The following is a 17,641-nucleotide window of genomic DNA, read 5'->3' on the forward strand; positions in this document are numbered from 1 at the left end:
TTCGAAAGGGGAACAATATGATCCTGGTGGGAGTCGACGGTTCACAGGCCGCGCTTGAGGCCGTGAGCTGGGCCGTGCGGGAGGCCGGGCTACGCGACGGCGAGTTGCGCGTCGTGCACGTCATGGTGGCCTGGCCGTTGGAGATGGCCGAGGACGCTCCGTACGCCGACGTGGGCCGGTGGATGCGCGACGGGGCCACGTCCATGCTGACGGACGCGCTGAACCGGGCCCGCGAGGAGGACAGCCGGGTCAAGGTGGAGTCGTCGCTGCTGCCCGGCGATCCCAGGGACGTCCTGATCAAGGCCGCGCGGGACGCCGACCTCCTGGTGGTCGGCAGTCACGGCCGGGATGGTTTCTCCGGCATGCTGCTGGGGTCGGTCGCGCTGGGCGTGGCCGGGCATGCCCCTTGCCCGGTCGCCGTCATCCGGAGGACGCCCGCACGGTCAGGCGGTGGTGAGGTGGTCGTCGGAGTCGACGGCTCCGTGGCGGGCACGTCCGCCATCGAGTTCGCCTTCGCCGAGGCGTCCCTGCGCGGTGCCGGCCTGCGGGCGGTGCACGCCTGGAAGCAGTCCGTCGTCGGCGGGGGGAGGTTCGCCCTGGCGTCCGCCGAGGAGACGGCCGAGGGCGAGCGGCGGCTGCTGGCCGAGGCGCTGGCCGGCTGGGGCGAGCGCCATCCGGATGTCACGGTCACCGAGCAGGTGGAGCAGGGGCATCCGGTGGATGTGCTGAAGAACGCCTCGGCACAGGCCGATCTGCTGGTCGTGGGATCACGCGGCCGCGGGGACCTCGCGGGGCTGCTGCTGGGCTCGGTCAGTCACTCGCTGCTGCAGCACGCCGTCTGCCCGCTGGTCGTGACACCCCGGCACATCTGACCGGACGGCCGAAGAGGGCCACATCCGCTTACCGGCGGACAGAGACGAAGGGGTGGATCATGAAAGGACTGGTCTATCGGGGCCCCGGCAGGAGAGTGTGGCAGGAGGTCCCCGAGCCGGGGATCCAGGCGCCCACGGACGCGGTGGTCCGCGTCGACGCGGTGACGATCTGCGGCACCGACCTGCACATCCTCAAAGGGGACGTGCCCGCCGTCGAGCCGGGCCGGATCCTGGGACACGAGGCGGTCGGCACGGTCACCGAGGTCGGCGCCGGGGTCGCACTGAAGCCAGGCGACCACGTCCTGGTCTCGTGCGTCTCGGCGTGCGGGCGCTGCCGCTACTGCCGTACGGGCTCCTACGGGCAGTGCCTGGGCGGCGGCGGCTGGATCCTGGGCCACCACATCGACGGGACGCAGGCCGAGTTCGTACGCGTTCCCTTCGCCGACACCTCGACCCATCTCGTGCCCGAGGGGATCGGGGACGAGGCCGTGCTCATGCTGGCCGACATCCTGCCCACCTCCTACGAGGTCGGCGTGCTGAACGGCAGGGTCGCCCCCGGCGACACGGTGGTCGTCGTGGGCGCGGGCCCGATCGGCCTGGCCGCGATCACCACCGCCCGTCTCTACAGCCCCAGCCGCATCATCGCCGTCGACCTGGCCGAGGCCAGGCTGGAGGCGGCCACCCGCTTCGGCGCCGACGTGGTGATCGGCGCGGGCGGTGATCCCGCCGAGGAGGTGGCCGAGCTGACCGGCGGCCTGGGCGCCGACGTCGCCATCGAGGCCGTCGGCGTGCCGGAAACCTTCGAGCTCTGCGCCCGCCTGGTCAGGCCGGGTGGCCACGTCGCCAACGTCGGCGTGCACGGCAGGCCCGTCACCTTGCACCTTGAGGAGTTGTGGGCACGCGACCTCACCTTCACCACCGGCCTGGTCGACACCTACTCCACGCCGACGCTGCTGAGCATGCTTGAGGCGGGCCTGCTGGACGGCGGCCGGTTCGTCACCCACCACTTCGCGCTGCACGACATGGAGAAGGCCTACGAGGTGTTCTCCCACCCGCAGGAGACCGGGGCGCTCAAGGTGGTGCTCACCCGCGGCTGAGCCGGTCGGCGGACGTCGCCGGCGCCGGGGTTTCCTGTCGCGTGTCCTCGACGCCACAGCGCCGTCCGGTTTCGCCGCGGGTGACGAAAGACCCTGTCATCACGCGGGCCGGAAGGGACTTCCGGCCCTGGGCGCGGCAGGTTTAGCGAAGGTCAGATGGGAATAAGGAGGACCAATGTCTAATCTGATCATTGTTGGAGCCGACGGCTCCAGTAACGCGACCGCCGCCATCGAGTGGGCGGCCGACGTCGCCGCCCGGATGAGCCTGCCGCTGCGCATCGTCACCGCCGTGCAGCGCTGGCCGAACGACATCCCCAAGTTCCCCGCCCCCGAATGGGAGGACGCGGTGACCGAGTCCTCCCAGAAGGTGCTGGCCGCCGCGGAGGAGACGGCCCGCTCCCGGCAACCCGGCATCGAGGTGACCACCACGCTGATCGAGGGACCGCCGTCGCTGGTCCTGCGCGAGCAGGGAAAGGAGGCCACGGAGCTCGTCGTCGGGACCAGGGGGCTCGGCGGGTTCGCCGGAGCCTTGATCGGCTCGGTCAGCGTCCACGTCGCCGGTCACGTGCACTGCCCGGTCGTCGTCGTCCGTCCAGGCCAGGCCGGGGCACACGGCGAGATCACGGTCGGCCTCGACGACTCCGACGCCTGCGAGCCCGCCCTCGCCTACGCCTTCGAGCAGGCCAGGCTGCGCGGCAGCACCCTGCGCGCCCTCTACGCCTGGCAGGTGCCGGTGCACATCTACGCCCCGGAGATCGTCTATGACATGGACGAGTTCCGCGCCGCCCATGACAAGGTCGTGACAGACCGGCTCGCCGGGTGGCGGGAGAGGTACCCCGAGGTGAAGGTGATCGAGGACGTGCGCCGCGCCCACCCGGTCGAGGCCCTCAGCGACGCCTCCGACACCTGTGACCTGCTCGTCGTCGGCTCCCACGGCCGCGGTGCCCTCGGCTCGCTGTTTCTGGGTTCGGTCAGCCGGGGGGTCCTGCACCACGCCCGCTGCTCCGTCGCCGTCGTCAGGTCCTAGGAGGCTGGTGTTAAACGGCCGCTTAGCGATCATGGTGGAGCGTCACACCCACAGAGCGTCCATTCCGGAGGCAGATTCGGCCTCCAAGTGGAGTGTGTGCTCCCGATCCTCACCGTTTTTGACGGCTTGGTGGAGGGACCAAGATTACTTCGCGCGAAAAACACCAGCCTCCTAGCCGGGGTCCCGGCGGGGGCGGGCCGAAGGTCCCATGAACGCGATGACCTTCGCAGTCCGGGCGTGAGCCGTACGGCACTGCGCGGCGGCCCCGGAAAACGATGTGATGAAGACACAACAGAGACCGCGAAACACTACCGAAAGGGGCCGTCATGGCCACCACGCACGGTCGGGACGTTCCCTCCAAGCAGTCCGTCCCGAACGTCACCCCTCCGGCGGCGACGCGTCCGGTCGACTACGTCTGGGCGATCGCGCGCATCTCGATCGGATGGATCTTCCTGTGGGCGTTCCTCGACAAGACCTTCGGCTGGGGGTTCGCCACCCCCGCCGACCGCGCCTGGATCTCCGGCGGCAGCCCCACGACCGGGTTCCTCAAGGGCACCGGTGAGAACGCCCTCGGCGGTCTCTTCTCCAGCCTGGCCGGTCAGGCCTGGGTCGACTGGCTGTTCATGCTCGGCCTGCTCGGGGTCGGCGTCGCCCTCATCCTGGGGGCCGGCATGCGGATCGCCGCCGTCGCCGGGGGCCTGATGCTGATCCTGATGTGGGCCGCCGAGCTGCCCCTGGCCACCAACCCGTTCATGGACGACCACATCGTCTACATCGCGGTGCTCGCCGGGCTGGCGATGGCGAGCGCCGGTGACACCCTCGGCATCGGCAGGTGGTGGAGCAACACCGCCCTGGTGCGGAACTACCCCGTCCTGCGGTAACCGGGCCGTCGAGACGCCCACCCCATGATCGGGGTGGGCGTTTTGCCGTCTTGGTGCGAGACTCCCGGACATGGCAGACACCGATTCCCACCTACTGCTTCCGAACATGCGGCTGGATGAACTGCTGTCTGAGCTACAGATCCGGCTCGAAGCGGTACTCGCCACCCGCGACCGCGTACACGCCCTGCTCGAGGCGGTCGTGGCGGTCGGCAGCGACCTCGACCTGGAGACGGTGCTGCGCCGCATCGTCGAGACCGCGACCAGGCTGGTGGACGCCGGTTTCGGCGCGATGGGCGTGGTCGGCCAGGAGAACACGCTGGTGCAGTTCATCCCGGTCGGGCTCAGCGAGGAGGAGATCGCCAGGATCGAGCACTGGCCGCACGGCCTCGGCCTGCTCGGTTTGCTGATCAAGGAGCCGCGACCGTTGCGCCTGACGCGCATCTCCGACCATCCCGAGTCCTACGGTTTTCCTCCGGGCCATCCCCCCATGGGCTCCTTCCTCGGGGTACCGGTCCGGGTGCGCGACGAGGTGTTCGGCAACCTCTACCTCACCGAGAAGCGCGGCGGCGGCGAGTTCGACGAGGAGGACCAGGCGATCGTCGTCGCGCTGGCCACCGCGGCCGGCGTGGCGATCGAGAACGCCCGCCTGTTCGAGGAGACCCGCCGCAGGGAGACGTGGCTGGCCGCGTCCTCGGAGATCACCACCAGCCTGCTGTCCGGCGCGGACCCCCAGGAGGTCCTCACCCTGATGGCCAGGCGCGCCCGTCAGATGACCGACGCGGACGTCGTGGCGATCCTGCTGCCGGAGGCGGGCGGGCAGCTGCTCCGGGTGGCGATCGCCGAGGGCGAGAACGCCGGGCAACTGGAGCAGGTGGAGATCCAGGTCGCCGGCTCCCTGGCCGGACAGGCCTTCGCCGACGGCGAGCCGCTCATGGTCAACGATCCGGACGAGACCGGACTGCGCAGCGTGTTCTCCGACCATCTGCCGATGGGCCCGGTGGGAGCCGTACCACTGGGCGCGGCGGGCGTCGCGCGCGGCGTGCTGTCACTCGGCAAGCGTTCGGGCCGCATCCCGTTCGTCCAGTCGGAGCTGCGTACCCTGCACGCCTTCGCCGCCCAGGCGGCGGTGGCGCTGGAGCTGGCCGAGAGCCGCAAGGACGCCGAACGGCTGGGCCTGCTCGAAGACCGCGACCGCATCGCCAAGGACCTGCACGACGTGGTCATCCAGCGGCTGTTCGCCGTCGCCATGACGCTGATGAGTACGGTCCGGCTGGTCGAGAGACCGGAGGCCTCCGGCCGCCTGAAGGGCGCCATCGACGAGCTCGACGAGACCATCCGCCAGATCCGCTCCACCATCTTCGCCCTTCAGACGCCCAGCGGGGACGGCGCCCCCAGCCTGCGCGCCCGCATCGTCGAGATGGTGGAAGGCGCCCGTGGTCACCTGGGCTTCATGCCCGGCCTGCGGATGGACGGGCAGCTTGACAACCGCGTGTCGCCCGAGATCGCCGACCACCTGCTGGCGGTGCTGCGCGAGGCCCTGTCCAACGCGGTACGGCACGCCAGGGCCGGGAGGATCGACGTCTCCGCCGAGGCGCTGGACGACCGGCTCATCCTCGTGGTGCGGGACGACGGCGTCGGGCTGGCCGGCGACGGCAGGCGCAGCGGCCTGCGCAACCTGCAGGAGCGGGCGGCCCGGCTCGGCGGCTCCTTCGAGGTCGTCTCGCCGGAGACGGGGGGCACCAGCCTGACCTGGAGCGTGCCGCTCTAGTCGCTCTGGTCCGCGGACCTGGGCGAAATGCGGCGGCCGGTGAGGTGGCCCGTCTGCACCAGGATGTAGTGGTCCCGGCTTGCCGGTGCCCAGGCGGTCAGGGGCAGCCGGGCCAGACGCTCGATCTCCCGCGACTCGTACACGGCTCGCGCGGGCCCCACCGCGGTGACCGACCAGCCGGTGCGCGCCGACGCATCGAAGTCGTCGGCCTCGAAGGCGACGATCGCGTCGCGGGCCGCCGCGGCGAGCTTGGAACCGATGGTGGTGCGGATCACCACCGTCTCGCCGTCGAGGACGAAGTTGACCGGCTGCACGGCCGGAAGGGCACGGTCGGTGAACACGATCCGTCCGATCGAGACCGAGCCCAGGAGTTCGAGGCACTCCGGCCGGGAAAGCACTTCAAGGCCTGCCGAGTCGAGCTTCATGCCTCCCAGGCTGCCCGTCGGCGCACCGGGGACGTTAGGGGCTAAAGTCCCGTCATTGGCGGTGTTCGGCCTTCGGGAAGGTCCACGGTACGCGTTCAACGCCGTTGCCGTCCCGGTTCCATCTGGCCGGCCTCTCCCCATGTGATGATCGTGACCATGGCCGACATCGAGTACGTCGAGTACGCCGGGGTTCTGGACGGTGACGACCACATGACCATGGCGCGCGTTCTGGAGGTCTGGGCGGGTGGCCCGGTCCGCGTCGCGCTCCACTTCTTCGGCTGGGAGATCGACTACGACAGCGAGATCATCTCGCTCTACGCCCAGCCCGTGAACCGCCGTGACCAGGAGCCCCGTTACCTGCTGTCCGGCACCCTCAGGGCGACGGTCGCCGAGGCCGAGGCCCGCCTGAGGGCTCTGATCGCGGCCTGCGGCGAGGTGGGCATCGGCTGCGAGCTCGAATACCTGATCGTGGACGAGAACGGCCGGGTGCTCGAAGAGCGCGAGGGCGGCATCGTGTCCTGAGCCTCCATCCCCGTGAATCCCCGAGGGGAGCGGCGTTCCAGCAGCCGTTGGGAAGCGGGCCGATACTCGTGAAATGGGTCCGCCTGGCCGGTTGTTCTCCTATGTGGGGCTCCGAAGCGGGACCTTCCGCCCTTGCGAACCGGGGCCTTCAGCCCTACCGCCGGGATGCCCCGGCGGCTGACATTGGCTGTTGGGGGTGAGGTCTCGCCGTCGGCTGTGCAGAAGGTCACGGCGACCGATGAGCGACCGGTTGCCCGGTGAGGCCGGGCGCGGACGTGATCTCGAGGCTCCGCGGGTGAGCGGAGGTACGCGGGGCGTCGGAAGGGGGGCGTGGTGTTCGCCGATCGTCAGGATGCGGGCCTGCGGCTGGCCGAGCGGTTACGCGGGTCTGTCGGTGCTGATGAGGAAGTGGTCGTTCTGGGGCTGCCCAGGGGCGGCGTGCCGGTGGCGTTCGAGGTGGCGCGGGCCCTTGACGCGCCACTGGACGTGATCGTGGTCCGCAAGCTCGGGGTGCCGTTCCAGCCGGAACTCGGGTTCGGCGCCGTGGGGGAGGGCGGGGTCCGTGTCATCAATCACGACATCGTGCTGCTCACGGAGCTCACCTACGCGGAGACGGCCGAGGTGGAGGAGTACGAGCGGGCCGAGGTTCTGCGCCGCGCGCACCAACTGCGCGGCGACCGAGCTCCGGTGGACCTGACCGGCTGTACGGCGATCGTGGTGGACGACGGGGTCGCCACCGGGGGGACGGCGCGTGTCGCCTGCCAGGTCGCCCGGGCGCGGGGTGCCTCACGGGTGGTGCTGGCGGTGCCGGTGGGGTCACCGGAGACGATCGCGAGCCTGCGCGAGGTCGCCGACGAGGTGGTCTGCCTGCGGACACCGGAACGCCTTCTGGCGGTCGGTGTCTGGTACATCAATTTTTCCCAGACCACCGATGAGCAGGTGGCCGAGCTGCTCCGAAGGGCCGCGTCCGCGGCGGGGGAGCGCGACGGGAGCGACGGGAGCGCGACCTCCGATCCGCCCGGCCGCGACGAGGAGGTCCTGGTGGACGCCGGGCAGGTCGGGTTGCCCGGTCAGCTCGTCGTCCCGGACGGCGCCGGGGGAGTGGTGGTGTTCGTGCACGGCAGCGGTAGCAGCCGGCACAGCCCGCGTAACCGGTACGTGGCCGGCGTGCTCAACGGCGCCGGTCTGGGGACGCTCCTGTTCGACCTGCTCACCCTGGAGGAGGGGGCCGACAGAGGCAACGTGTTCGACATCGGGCTGCTGGCCGAAAGGCTCGTCCGGGTGACCGGCTGGCTGGGCGATCAACCTTGGGCGGCCGGTCTCCCCGTCGGCTACTTCGGAGCGAGTACCGGAGCGGCGGCCGCGCTGTGGGCGGCGGCGGAGCCGGGCTGCGAGGTCGCCGCCGTCGTCTCCAGGGGCGGGCGGCCCGATCTGGCCGGGCCGCGGCTGCCCGAGGTGCGGGCGGCGACCCTGCTGATCGTGGGAGGTGCCGACGAGATGGTGCTCGATCTCAACCGGGCCGCGCAGGAACGGCTGCGCTGCGAGAGTCTGCTCCAGATCGTCCCCGGCGCCACCCACCTGTTCGAAGAGCCGGGGGCACTCGAAAGCGTCGCCGCCCTCGCCCGCGACTGGTTCACCGGTCACTTCGGACCGTCGGCGTGAGGTTTTTCACACCGCACCCATGTACCCCCGGGGGTATATTGAGGGCGGAGGTGAGGCGGGATGGAGATGGACGCGACGGTCCTGTCGGACGCGCTGACACGACTCAAGCGGGCCCAGGGGCAGCTGGGCGGAGTGATCGCGATGATCGAGAACGGGGACGACTGCGAGCGGGTGCTGACCCAGTTGGCGGCGGTCTCCAAGGCGCTGGACCGGGCCGGATTCAAGATCATATCGACGGGTATGCAGCAGTGCCAGATGGCGCGCGAGCGCGGCGAGCAGCCGCCGATCAGTCAGGAGCGGCTGGAGAAACTGTTTCTGGCCCTGTCGTGACCCATCGCACCCCGCCCACCACGCGGTGGGCGGGGCGAGATGGGCGGCGTGGCGTTCTTCTGTCCGGAGGATACCCCCCTGGGTATATTCGCGCCGAAGTGGCATGAGCGCCCATCCGTGGCGCGGCCCCGGATGGGCCGCCGCGGCGACGCCGGGCACACATCCGGTGTGAAACCCGGGACCGGCCGGTCCGCATCTGCCGGCGAAGACAACAACGACGAAGTGAGAGGCGATGATGACGACGATCGAGACAGTGGTGGTGGAGACCTCCTCACTGGGGGACCGCAGCTACCTGGCTCACGACGGGCAGGTGGCGCTGGTGGTCGACCCGCAACGGGACATCGACCGGATCCTGGCCCTGGCCGGTCGGCTGGGCGTGCGCGTCACCCACGTGGCCGAGACCCACCTGCACAACGACTACGTCTCCGGCGGGCTGGCCATGGCCAGGCTGACGGGCGCGGCCTACCTGGTGGCGGCGGCCGACGAGGTCGCCTTCGACCGGGTGCCCGTGAGCGACGGCGACGAGATGGCGCTGTCACCGTCGATGCGCCTTTCCGTGGTGGCCACCCCCGGGCACACCTTCCACCACCTGTCCTACGTGCTCGGCGGTCCCGATGGGCCGATGGGGGTGTTCACCGGCGGGTCGCTGCTGTTCGGCACCACCGGCCGCACGGACCTGCTCGGCGCCCAGCACGCCCACGCCCTGGCCCAGCACCAGCACGCCTCGGTGCGACGGCTGGCCGACCTACTGCCCGACGGTACGCAGATCTGGCCCACCCACGGGTTCGGCAGCTTCTGCTCGGCCACCCAGACCGACGCCTCATCCTCGACGATAGGACGCGAGCGCGGCGCCAACCCGGCGCTGCGGCTGGAGGCCGACGACTTCGTCACCCAGACCCTCGCCGGGCTGGACGCCTACCCCGCCTACTACGCCCACATGGGCGCCAGGAACACCGCCGGCGCGGACCTGGTCGATCTGACCCCGGTGAGGCGGGCCGACGCCGCCGGGCTGCGCGCACGTATCGACGCCGGTGAATGGGTGGTGGACCTGCGCTCGCGTAAGGCGTTCACCCAGCGGCACCTGGCCGGCACGCTGAGCTTCGGCCTGGACGGCCCGATGTCGACCTGGCTGGGCTGGATGGCCCCCTGGGGGGCGCCCATCACGCTACTGGGCGAATCGGCGGAGCAGGTGGCCGCCGCCCAGCGCGAGCTGGCGCGCATCGGCATCGACCGTCCGGCCGCCGCCGCGACCGGTACTCCCGAGCAGTGGGCCGGTGGCGACGGCACCAGGCTGGGTGAGCTGACCGTCGCCACGTTCGCCGAGCTGGCCGCCGTGCGCGACGGCCGTAACGCGCGCGATCTGCCCGCCCCCGACGTCGTGCTAGACGTGCGGCTGCGCAACGAATGGCGCGCCGGGCACATCGACGGCGCGACGCACATCCCGCTGCCCGAACTACCGCACCGCCTGGCCGAGATCCCGGACGGGACGGTGTGGGTGCACTGCGGCTCCGGCTACCGGGCCGCCGCCGCGAGCAGCCTGCTGGCCCGCGCCGGCCGCCGGGTCGTGCACATCGACGACAACTACTCCCAGGCGGCCGAAAGCGGCCTGACCGTCGAGGAGACCTCATGACCGGCCACGACACACCCGCCACGCTGGATACGGCCGCCCTGCGCCGGCTGATGGACTCCGGGCAGGCGCCCCGGCTGATCGACGTGCGCACCCCCGGCGAGTTCGAGACCGCCCACATCCCCGGCTCGGTCAACGTGCCGCTGGATCTGCTGCGCGAGCACCGTGAACGGCTGTGCGCCCACCTCAACGGCCCACGGCGGGAGCAGATGGTGCTCGTCTGCCGCTCCGGGCAGCGCGCCACGCAGGCCGCGGCGGCCCTGTCCGGAGCCGGACAGGTGGCCCCGCGCCTCCTGGAAGGGGGCATCCTCGCCTGGCAGGGGGCCGGCGCGCCGCTCCGCACCGGCCGGGCTCGCTGGGAGCTGGAGCGTCAGGTGCGCCTGGTGGCCGGATCCATCGTGCTGACCTCGATCCTGGCCAGCACGCTGTTCCCGCCGGCCAAATGGCTCGCCGCCGCGATCGGTGGCGGGCTGGCCTTCGCCGCGCTCTCCAACACCTGCGCGATGGGCATGCTGCTGGCCAGGCTCCCCTACAACCGAGGCCCCCGCCGGCCCAGCCTGGAGGCGGTGCTGGACCGGTTGGCACAACGGGAGACGTCCCCTTGACCGCACTGCTGCCCACCCATCCCGACCGGCGGCAGGCCCTGGTGCAGGACCCGGACCTGGTCGCCAGGACGATGGAGGAGACGCTGCGGGCGCGCGGCATCAGCTACCGGCGAGCATCGTGGGCGCAGCATGACATGTCCGGCATCGCGGCCGGGCGGGATGGTCTGGGCCGCTGGACAAGAACCACCTGGAGAAGCTGTTCCTGGCCCTGGCCTGAGTCTTGAAGGCGGGTAGGCGCCAGATCGGCGTCTGCCCCCACCCAGGTCACCCATATACCCCCCCAGGTATAAAGAAAGCGAGAATCCCGTTTCCGTCGCCGGTGGCACCGCTGCCTGGCAGCGGGCCGGCCGGCCCCTGGTGACCGGATCCCAGTCAGGGCAACACGTCGCCTGACCAGACGAACCCTCTATTTTTGTCCTCTCAATACCCCTGGGGGTATAAAAGCATGAAAGGCACACCCGTCATGGAGATCGTCTCCTTCCGTACGCCCGGCTTGGGCGACCAGAGCTACCTGCTCACCCACGAGGGCAAGGGTGTGCTCGTCGACCCCCAGCGCGACATCGACCGTTTCCTGAACGCCGCCGCCGAGCGCGACGTCGACCTGCGCTTCGTGCTGGAGACCCACCTGCACAACGACTACGTCTCCGGCGGTCAGCAGGCCGCCGACCGTACCGGCGCCGAGCTCGTGCTGCCGGCCGCGGCCGGCGCGGCCTACCCGCACACCGCGGCCTTCCATCTCGAAGACATCCCCGGCGAGAACGGCCTGACCCTGCGCCCCATCCACACCCCCGGGCACACCCCGGAGCACACCTCCTACCTGGTGCTGATCGACGGCGAGCCGGTGGCGGTCTTCTCCGGCGGCAGCCTGCTGGTCTCCTCGGCCGGCCGTCCCGACCTGCTCGGACCCGAGCGCGCCCGCACTCTGGCCCGCCAGCAGTACGGCTCGCTGCACCGCCTGGCCGGCCTGCCCGGCGGCGTCGAACTGCTGCCCACCCACGGCGAGGGCTCCTTCTGCGCCTCCGGCGGCGCCGGTCGCTACACCTCCACCATCGCGCTCGAACACGCCGGCAACCCGCTACTGGCCATCGGCGACCGCGAGGCCTTCGCCGACCACCTGCTGGCCGCACCCATGCCGATCCCCGCCTTCTACGCGCACATGGGCCCGGCCAACACCCTCGGAGTGCCACCCATGCCGGCGACCGAGGTGCCCGAGCTCACTCTGGAGCAGGTGCCCGCCGATGCTCACCTGCTGGACATCCGTCCCAGGAGCGTCCAGGCCGCCGGCCTGCTGCCCGGCTCGGTCGGCGTCGAGCTCGACACCGACTTCGGCAGCTGGGCCGGCTGGCTCCTGCCGTACCAGGCCCCGATCGTCCTGGTCGCCCGGCACGGGCAGGACGCCGGTGAGGCGGTCACCCAGCTCGCGCAGATCGGCATCGACAGCGTGCTCGGCGTCGTCACCGACCTGCGCGACGAGGCCACCTCGCGTTTCGAGCTGCTGGAGCTGCCCGCCTTCGCCGCACGCCTGGCCGGACCTGGCGCGCAACTGCTGGACGTGCGGATGCCCAGCGAGCGGCGGGCCACCCCGCTTGCCGGCGCGATCGAACGTTTCCTGCCCGACCTGGTCACCGACGGCGTGCCCGCCGAGCTGGACCCCGACCGGCCGGTCCTGGTCGCGTGCGGCTCAGGACGGCGCGCCTCCATCGCCGCGAGCCTGCTGCTGCGCTCCGGCTACCGGCCTGTGGTGCTGACCGGCGCCGGAGTGTCCGACCTGCGCCCGCAGCCCGCCGCCTGACCTGTCCAAACCAGAGGGTGCTGAGCTCTCGATCAGCCCCTCCTTTTGAAGAAAAGGATCCGAAACATGACCTTCACCCCGACCATCGACGTGCCCGCGGCCCGCGACCTGATCGCGGCCAACCCCGACGTGCTCGTCGTCGATGTGCGCACTACCGGTGAGTACGCCACCTGCCACATCCCCGGAGCCATCAACCTGCCGCTCGACCAGGTCGACGCCCATCTGAACCGCATTGTCGCCGACGCCGGCGGCCGGCTGCTCCTGGTCTGTCAGGCGGGCGGCCGCGCCACCCAGGCGTGCGCCAAGCTGGCCGGTGCGGGCCTGAGCGACTCGGTGGTCCTGGGCGGCGGCATGAACGCCTGGAACGCCGCCGCCGGCCCCACCGCCAGCACCAACATCGGAGGGAACCCCCGCTGGGGTCTGGAACGGCAGGTGCGCCTGGTCGCCGGCGGCATCGTCGCAGCCTCCGTACTGGCCAGCATCTGGTGGCCGCCGGCCCGCTACCTGGCCGGCCTGATCGGCGCCGGACTGACGTTCGCCGCCCTCACCAACACCTGCGCCATGGGCATGGCCCTGGCCCGCCTGCCTTACAACCGCGGCCCGCGCTTCGACGTCGAGGCCGCCATCAGCCAGCTCCGCACGACGCGGGCGACCTCATGACAGTCACCTTGGCGCTCACCGTGACGGCGGCCGTTGCGGTGGGTGTCACCCTCGGACTGTTCGGTGGCGGCGGCTCCATCCTGATGGTGCCCATGCTCATGTACGTCGCCGGGGTGCCGGGCAAGAGCGCGATCGCCATGTCCCTCCTGGTGGTGGCGGTCACCAGCGCCACCGCGCTCATCTCCCACGCCCGCGCCGGCCGGGTACGCCGGCGTACCGGTCTGATCTTCGGCGTGGCCGGCATGGCCGGCGCCTACGGCGGCGGACTCATCGGCCCGCACCTTCCCGAGCCCCTGCTGCTCGGCGCCTTCGCGGTGATGATGGTCGCCACCGCGATCGCCATGATCCGCGGCCGCAGGGCCGTCGCCGCGGGACAACACGAACACCTGCCCCTCGGGAAGATCATCATGGACGGGGTGATCGTGGGCGTCGTCACCGGCCTGGTCGGCGCAGGCGGCGGCTTCCTGGTGGTGCCCGCGCTGGTACTGCTCGGCGGCATGCCCATGGCAGCGGCCGTCGGCACCTCCCTGCTGGTCATCGCGATGAAGTCACTGGCCGGGCTGGCCGGCTACCTGAGCACCGTCAGCATCGACTGGAGCCTGGCGGCCGTGGTCACCGTCGCCGCGGCGGCGGGCGGGCTGCTCGGAGGCCGCCTCGCCGGGCACATCAACCCCGACCGGCTGCGCAAGGCATTCGGCTGGTTCGTCCTGGCCATGGGTGTGTTCGTGCTCGCCCAGCAGATCACAGTCCTGAACTGACCGGACAGGAACATCGGAAACCGGCCTCAGCGGCGTTCACGGGCCGTCCCCTCTTGCCCTTATTCCTTGGCAACACGCTGACGGTACGGAAATCCATACCTGAGGGGGATCGTCATACGATGAGGTTGCCGGTCCGGGAAGATCTTTCGATCTTCCCGGCCGGACCGGGGAGACGGCACGGTCTGTTGTGACCAACGATACCCATTCCGCGGGCAACGGCCCGCGACAGCGGACGGAAGCCCCTGGTGAGGGGGTGTTGGTCCGCCGCGCGGTCGGATGGAGGGGAGTCCGAAGGGGCGACATGACGGCGCATGTGGTGGTGGGCACGGACGGCTCGGCCCCCGCGGAGGGCGCGGTCGCCTGGGCCGCCGATGACGCGGTACGGCGCGGGTGCGCGCTGCGGATCGTGTACGTGTGCGAACCGTGGACCTACGACATCCCGCTGCAGACCCCGCCCGGCTTCCGGGATTCCGTGACCGAGTACTGCCAGGGGGTGCTGGAGAGCGCGGTCGCCGTGGTGCGCGGGCGCGCACCCCACCTGGAGGTGGAGGGCGCGCTGCGGGAGGGCCGGGTGACGGAGATCCTCCAGCGCGAGGCCGAGACCGCCGAGCAGATCGTGGTGGGCGGCCGAGGGCTGGGCGAGTTCACCGGGCTGCTGCTCGGATCGGTCTCCCTGGCCCTGGCCGGGCACGTGGCCGCGCCGATCGTCATCGCCAGAGGGGTGTGGGAGCCGGCCCGTGGCCAGGTCGTCGTCGGTTTCGACGGCTCTGCCCACTCGACGGCGGCACTGGGGTACGCCTTCGCCGAGGCCGTCCGGCGCGGTGCCCGGCTACAGGCGATCCACGCCTGGCAGGTGCCCGTCATGGGGCCGGGTGCCATCGCGTACGCGCCGCTGGTCGAGGACATCTTCGCCGGTGCGCGGAGCATCGCCGCCGACACGCTCACGCCCTGGCGGGAACGGTACCCGAAGGTCGAGGTGGAGCAGACAGTGGTGTGCCGGCACCCGGCCGTCGCCATCTGCGAAGCCTCGGCCGCCGCGGACCTCGTCGTCGTCGGCTCGCGGGGAATGGGCAGATTCGGCTCGGCCCTGCTGGGATCGATCAGCCACGGCGTGCTGCACCACGCGCACTGCCCGGTGGCGGTGGTCGGATCGTGATCGTCGCCTTGTCCACCGGCCGAAGGTCCTGATCCCGGCACGGCTCGCCAGGAGGTTGGGAAAATGGGACGTTTGTCGGCCATTGCCCTTCTTGTGGGCACGGTGGCCGGCCTGCTGGCCGGTCTCGTGCTCCGCCTGACCGGCGCGGAGGCGGCCGCCGACATCGTGTGGGCAGTGGTCACCGGCGTGTCGCTGGTGCCCGCGACGGGATGGGTGGTGTCGGCGCTGCGGAACGGCCGGATGGGCGTGGACGCCATCGCAGTCCTCGCCCTGGCCGGAGCGCTCGCCGTAGGGGAGTACCTCGCCGGTGCCCTGATCGGCGTGATGCTCGCCACCGGGCGGGCACTGGAGGAGCACGCCCTGCGCCGGGCCCGTCACGACCTGACCGCCCTGTACGAACGGGCACCGCACTCGGCCCGGCGCTACGAGAACGGGGTGCCGGGCCTCGTGCCGGTCGAGCAGGTTTGCCCGGGAGACCTGCTGCTGGTCCCCAGCGGGGAGATGGTCCCCGTCGACGGCGCGGTGGCGGGCGATCTCGCGCTGCTGGACGAGTCGGCGCTGACGGGGGAGTCGGTACCGGTGGAGTACATCGCGGGGGAGGGGGTGCGCAGCGGCGTGGTGAACGCCGGTGCCGCCTTCGACCTGCGGGCCACCCGGACCGCGGCCGACAGCGCCTATGCGGGAGTGGTGCGGCTGGCGCGGCAGACGGAGACCGACAGCGCCCCCATCGTACGGCTCGCCGACCGGTTCGCGTCCTGGTTCCTGCCGGTCACCCTGCTGCTGGCGGCGGTCGCCTGGCTGCTGTCCGGCCAGCCGGTACGGGCCGTCGCGGTACTGGTCGTCGCCACCCCCTGCCCGCTGCTGCTCGCCGCACCCGCGGCCATCGCCTCCGGGCTGTCTCGCACGGCACGGCACGGCGTGGTGGTCAAGGGCGGTGGAGCACTGGAGCGGCTGGGCCAGGCACGCACGCTCATCCTGGACAAGACCGGGACGCTGACCGCGGGCCGGCCCCGGGTGATCGACGTCGTGGCCGCGCCCGGCATCCGTACCGACGACGTGCTGCGCCTGGCCGCCGCGGTGGATCAGATGTCGTCGCACGTGCTCGCCGCCGCGATCGTCGACGCGGCCCGCGCGCGCGGTGCCGAGCTGCCGCAACCGGCCGAGATCCAGGAGAAGCCGGGCACCGGCACCACGGGGGTGGTGAACGGGCACCGGATAGAGGTCGGCAAGGCGACGACCTCCTCGCCTTCGGAGTGGGAGCGGATCCAGCGGGCGCGGGCCGCGCTGGACGGGGCCATGACCGTCTGGGTGACGCTGGACGGCCGGGCGGCCGGGGTGATCCTGCTCCGCGACGCCATCCGGGCCGACGCCGCGCGGACGCTGCGGCGGCTGCGCGCCGCGGGCATCGAGCGGGTGGTCATGCTCACCGGAGACCGGGCCGAGGTCGCCGAGAGCGTGGGCGTGGTACTCGGCATCGACCGGGTGCTCGCCGAGCAGACCCCCGCGGCCAAGGTCGAGGCGGTACGGCGGGAGGCGACCGGCGCGGTGACCGTGATGGTGGGCGACGGGATCAACGACGCCCCGGCCCTGGCAGCGGCCGACGTCGGAGTGGCGATGGGGGCCCGGGGGTCCGCCGCCTCCACCCAGGCCGCGGACGTGGTGCTCACCACCGACCGCCTGGACCGGCTCGCCGACGCGATGGACGTCGCCCGCCGCTCCCGGCGCATCGCCGTACAGAGCGCGGCCATCGGGATGGCCCTGTCGCTGCTGGCCATGCTGGCCGCCGCGGCCGGCGCCCTGCCGCCCGCGGCCGGCGCCCTGCTGCAGGAGGGCATCGACATCGCGGTGATCCTCAACGCGCTACGGGCGCTGCGTCCCACGCGGGGAACCCGGCCGCTGATGGACTCCGCCACCGAATCCCTGCTGCGCCGCTTCGAGGTGGAGCACTCCTCGCTGCGGCCGACCCTGGAACTGATCCGCGAGACGGCCGACGAGCTGGGCAGGATCCCGCCTGCGGCGTCACTCGATCGGCTGCGAGAGGTCCAGGCATTCCTCACCGAGCGACTGCTGCCTCACGAACGGGCCGAGGAGCAGCGGCTGTATCCGGCCATGGGGCAGGTGCTGGGCGGCCCGGAGGTCGTGATGACCATGAGCAGGGCGCATGCCGAGATCGAACGCCTGGCACGACGCCTGGGAAGTCACCTCGCCCTCATCGAGGCCGGCGGGCCACGCCCGGAGCAGCTCGACGACCTGCGCGCCTGCCTCTACGGCCTGTACGCCGTCCTGATCCTCCACTTCGACCAGGAGGAGGAGGCCTACTTCTCCCTGGCCGCCGGTTCGTCGGCGTGACCCGGCTCGGCGACGGGGTGAAAGCCGAAAGAACAGGCCGGGATCCCCTCGCGTCGCGAGAGGGCCTGTGCATTCCCTGTCACATCCGATCGCCGCCCTGGTCGGACGAG

At 71.5% G+C, this 17,641-nt stretch carries 17 protein-coding genes; 16 read left to right on the forward strand and 1 reads right to left on the reverse strand.

The window, feature by feature from the left end; translation table 11 throughout:
• Positions 1-17 precede the first annotated feature (17 nt).
• From ACQP0P_RS23150 to ACQP0P_RS23170, 5 genes are all read left to right on the forward strand, one after another.
• On the forward strand, positions 18-872 hold the full coding sequence (locus tag ACQP0P_RS23150; protein ID WP_433380720.1) for a universal stress protein: 855 nt from the start codon (positions 18-20) through the stop codon (positions 870-872).
• 59 nt (positions 873-931) lie between these two features.
• Positions 932-1,969, forward strand: a complete 1,038-nt coding sequence (locus ACQP0P_RS23155; protein ID WP_433380723.1) for a zinc-dependent alcohol dehydrogenase family protein — start codon at positions 932-934, stop codon at positions 1,967-1,969.
• 175 nt (positions 1,970-2,144) lie between these two features.
• A complete protein-coding gene (locus ACQP0P_RS23160; protein ID WP_433380726.1) occupies positions 2,145-2,996 on the forward strand; it encodes a universal stress protein in 852 nt (283 codons plus the stop codon).
• Between the two features lie 326 nt (positions 2,997-3,322).
• Complete coding sequence (locus ACQP0P_RS23165) at positions 3,323-3,877, forward strand: hypothetical protein (protein ID WP_433380729.1); 555 nt, start codon at positions 3,323-3,325, stop codon at positions 3,875-3,877.
• A gap of 70 nt (positions 3,878-3,947) precedes the next feature.
• Positions 3,948-5,645: a GAF domain-containing protein gene (locus ACQP0P_RS23170; protein WP_433380732.1), complete on the forward strand. Its 1,698-nt coding sequence runs from the start codon at positions 3,948-3,950 to the stop codon at positions 5,643-5,645.
• On the opposite strand, the gene ACQP0P_RS23175 is transcribed toward ACQP0P_RS23170, so the two are convergent.
• Positions 5,642-6,070, reverse strand: a complete 429-nt coding sequence (locus ACQP0P_RS23175; protein ID WP_433380735.1) for a pyridoxamine 5'-phosphate oxidase family protein — start codon at positions 6,068-6,070, stop codon at positions 5,642-5,644. The genes ACQP0P_RS23170 and ACQP0P_RS23175 overlap by 4 nt on opposite strands.
• Positions 6,071-6,226: 156 nt before the next feature.
• Here ACQP0P_RS23175 and ACQP0P_RS23180 point away from each other — a divergent pair, with 156 nt between their 5' ends.
• From ACQP0P_RS23180 to ACQP0P_RS23230, 11 genes are all read left to right on the forward strand, one after another.
• The gene (locus ACQP0P_RS23180) at positions 6,227-6,592 is read left to right on the forward strand and encodes a hypothetical protein (RefSeq protein WP_433380738.1); all 366 of its coding nucleotides are present in this window, start codon (positions 6,227-6,229) and stop codon (positions 6,590-6,592) included.
• 333 nt (positions 6,593-6,925) lie between these two features.
• On the forward strand, positions 6,926-8,254 hold the full coding sequence (locus ACQP0P_RS23185) for a phosphoribosyltransferase family protein (protein WP_433380741.1): 1,329 nt from the start codon (positions 6,926-6,928) through the stop codon (positions 8,252-8,254).
• Positions 8,255-8,314: 60 nt separating this feature from the next.
• Positions 8,315-8,584 (forward strand): metal-sensitive transcriptional regulator, encoded by a 270-nt coding sequence (locus ACQP0P_RS23190; protein WP_030914234.1) that lies wholly within the window; start codon positions 8,315-8,317, stop codon positions 8,582-8,584.
• Between the two features lie 232 nt (positions 8,585-8,816).
• Positions 8,817-10,214, forward strand: a complete 1,398-nt coding sequence (locus ACQP0P_RS23195) for an MBL fold metallo-hydrolase (RefSeq protein ID WP_433380745.1) — start codon at positions 8,817-8,819, stop codon at positions 10,212-10,214.
• Complete coding sequence (locus tag ACQP0P_RS23200; protein WP_433380748.1) at positions 10,211-10,816, forward strand: rhodanese-like domain-containing protein; 606 nt, start codon at positions 10,211-10,213, stop codon at positions 10,814-10,816. The genes ACQP0P_RS23195 and ACQP0P_RS23200 overlap by 4 nt, the downstream gene beginning before the upstream one ends.
• Complete coding sequence (locus tag ACQP0P_RS23205; protein ID WP_433380751.1) at positions 10,813-11,040, forward strand: hypothetical protein; 228 nt, start codon at positions 10,813-10,815, stop codon at positions 11,038-11,040. Before ACQP0P_RS23200 ends, ACQP0P_RS23205 begins: the two co-directional genes overlap by 4 nt.
• 221 nt (positions 11,041-11,261) lie before the next feature.
• The gene (locus ACQP0P_RS23210; RefSeq protein WP_433380753.1) at positions 11,262-12,608 is read left to right on the forward strand and encodes a rhodanese-like domain-containing protein; all 1,347 of its coding nucleotides are present in this window, start codon (positions 11,262-11,264) and stop codon (positions 12,606-12,608) included.
• A 66-nt stretch (positions 12,609-12,674) separates the two neighbouring features.
• Positions 12,675-13,268: a rhodanese-like domain-containing protein gene (locus tag ACQP0P_RS23215; RefSeq protein WP_433380756.1), complete on the forward strand. Its 594-nt coding sequence runs from the start codon at positions 12,675-12,677 to the stop codon at positions 13,266-13,268.
• On the forward strand, positions 13,265-14,026 hold the full coding sequence (locus tag ACQP0P_RS23220; RefSeq protein ID WP_433380759.1) for a sulfite exporter TauE/SafE family protein: 762 nt from the start codon (positions 13,265-13,267) through the stop codon (positions 14,024-14,026). Before ACQP0P_RS23215 ends, ACQP0P_RS23220 begins: the two co-directional genes overlap by 4 nt.
• A 301-nt stretch (positions 14,027-14,327) precedes the next feature.
• Complete coding sequence (locus ACQP0P_RS23225; RefSeq protein WP_433380762.1) at positions 14,328-15,182, forward strand: universal stress protein; 855 nt, start codon at positions 14,328-14,330, stop codon at positions 15,180-15,182.
• A 63-nt stretch (positions 15,183-15,245) separates the two neighbouring features.
• Positions 15,246-17,531: a heavy metal translocating P-type ATPase gene (locus tag ACQP0P_RS23230; protein ID WP_433380765.1), complete on the forward strand. Its 2,286-nt coding sequence runs from the start codon at positions 15,246-15,248 to the stop codon at positions 17,529-17,531.
• The last annotated feature ends 110 nt before the right edge of the window (positions 17,532-17,641 follow it).

This window comes from Streptosporangium sp. CA-115845 (genome assembly GCF_050943795.1).
Taxonomy (GTDB): domain Bacteria; phylum Actinomycetota; class Actinomycetes; order Streptosporangiales; family Streptosporangiaceae; genus Streptosporangium.

Coding starts and splice junctions, on each gene's coding strand:
- ACQP0P_RS23170 (WP_433380732.1), top strand. CDS start 3,948: ATGGCAGACACCGATTCCCACCTACTGCTTCCGAACATGCGGCTGGAT.
- ACQP0P_RS23165 (WP_433380729.1), top strand. CDS start 3,323: ATGGCCACCACGCACGGTCGGGACGTTCCCTCCAAGCAGTCCGTCCCG.
- ACQP0P_RS23210 (WP_433380753.1), top strand. CDS start 11,262: ATGAAAGGCACACCCGTCATGGAGATCGTCTCCTTCCGTACGCCCGGC.
- ACQP0P_RS23175 (WP_433380735.1), bottom strand. CDS start 6,070: ATGAAGCTCGACTCGGCAGGCCTTGAAGTGCTTTCCCGGCCGGAGTGC.
- ACQP0P_RS23150 (WP_433380720.1), top strand. CDS start 18: ATGATCCTGGTGGGAGTCGACGGTTCACAGGCCGCGCTTGAGGCCGTG.
- ACQP0P_RS23160 (WP_433380726.1), top strand. CDS start 2,145: ATGTCTAATCTGATCATTGTTGGAGCCGACGGCTCCAGTAACGCGACC.
- ACQP0P_RS23200 (WP_433380748.1), top strand. CDS start 10,211: ATGACCGGCCACGACACACCCGCCACGCTGGATACGGCCGCCCTGCGC.
- ACQP0P_RS23155 (WP_433380723.1), top strand. CDS start 932: ATGAAAGGACTGGTCTATCGGGGCCCCGGCAGGAGAGTGTGGCAGGAG.
- ACQP0P_RS23225 (WP_433380762.1), top strand. CDS start 14,328: ATGACGGCGCATGTGGTGGTGGGCACGGACGGCTCGGCCCCCGCGGAG.
- ACQP0P_RS23215 (WP_433380756.1), top strand. CDS start 12,675: ATGACCTTCACCCCGACCATCGACGTGCCCGCGGCCCGCGACCTGATC.
- ACQP0P_RS23190 (WP_030914234.1), top strand. CDS start 8,315: ATGGAGATGGACGCGACGGTCCTGTCGGACGCGCTGACACGACTCAAG.
- ACQP0P_RS23220 (WP_433380759.1), top strand. CDS start 13,265: ATGACAGTCACCTTGGCGCTCACCGTGACGGCGGCCGTTGCGGTGGGT.
- ACQP0P_RS23180 (WP_433380738.1), top strand. CDS start 6,227: ATGGCCGACATCGAGTACGTCGAGTACGCCGGGGTTCTGGACGGTGAC.
- ACQP0P_RS23195 (WP_433380745.1), top strand. CDS start 8,817: ATGATGACGACGATCGAGACAGTGGTGGTGGAGACCTCCTCACTGGGG.
- ACQP0P_RS23230 (WP_433380765.1), top strand. CDS start 15,246: ATGGGACGTTTGTCGGCCATTGCCCTTCTTGTGGGCACGGTGGCCGGC.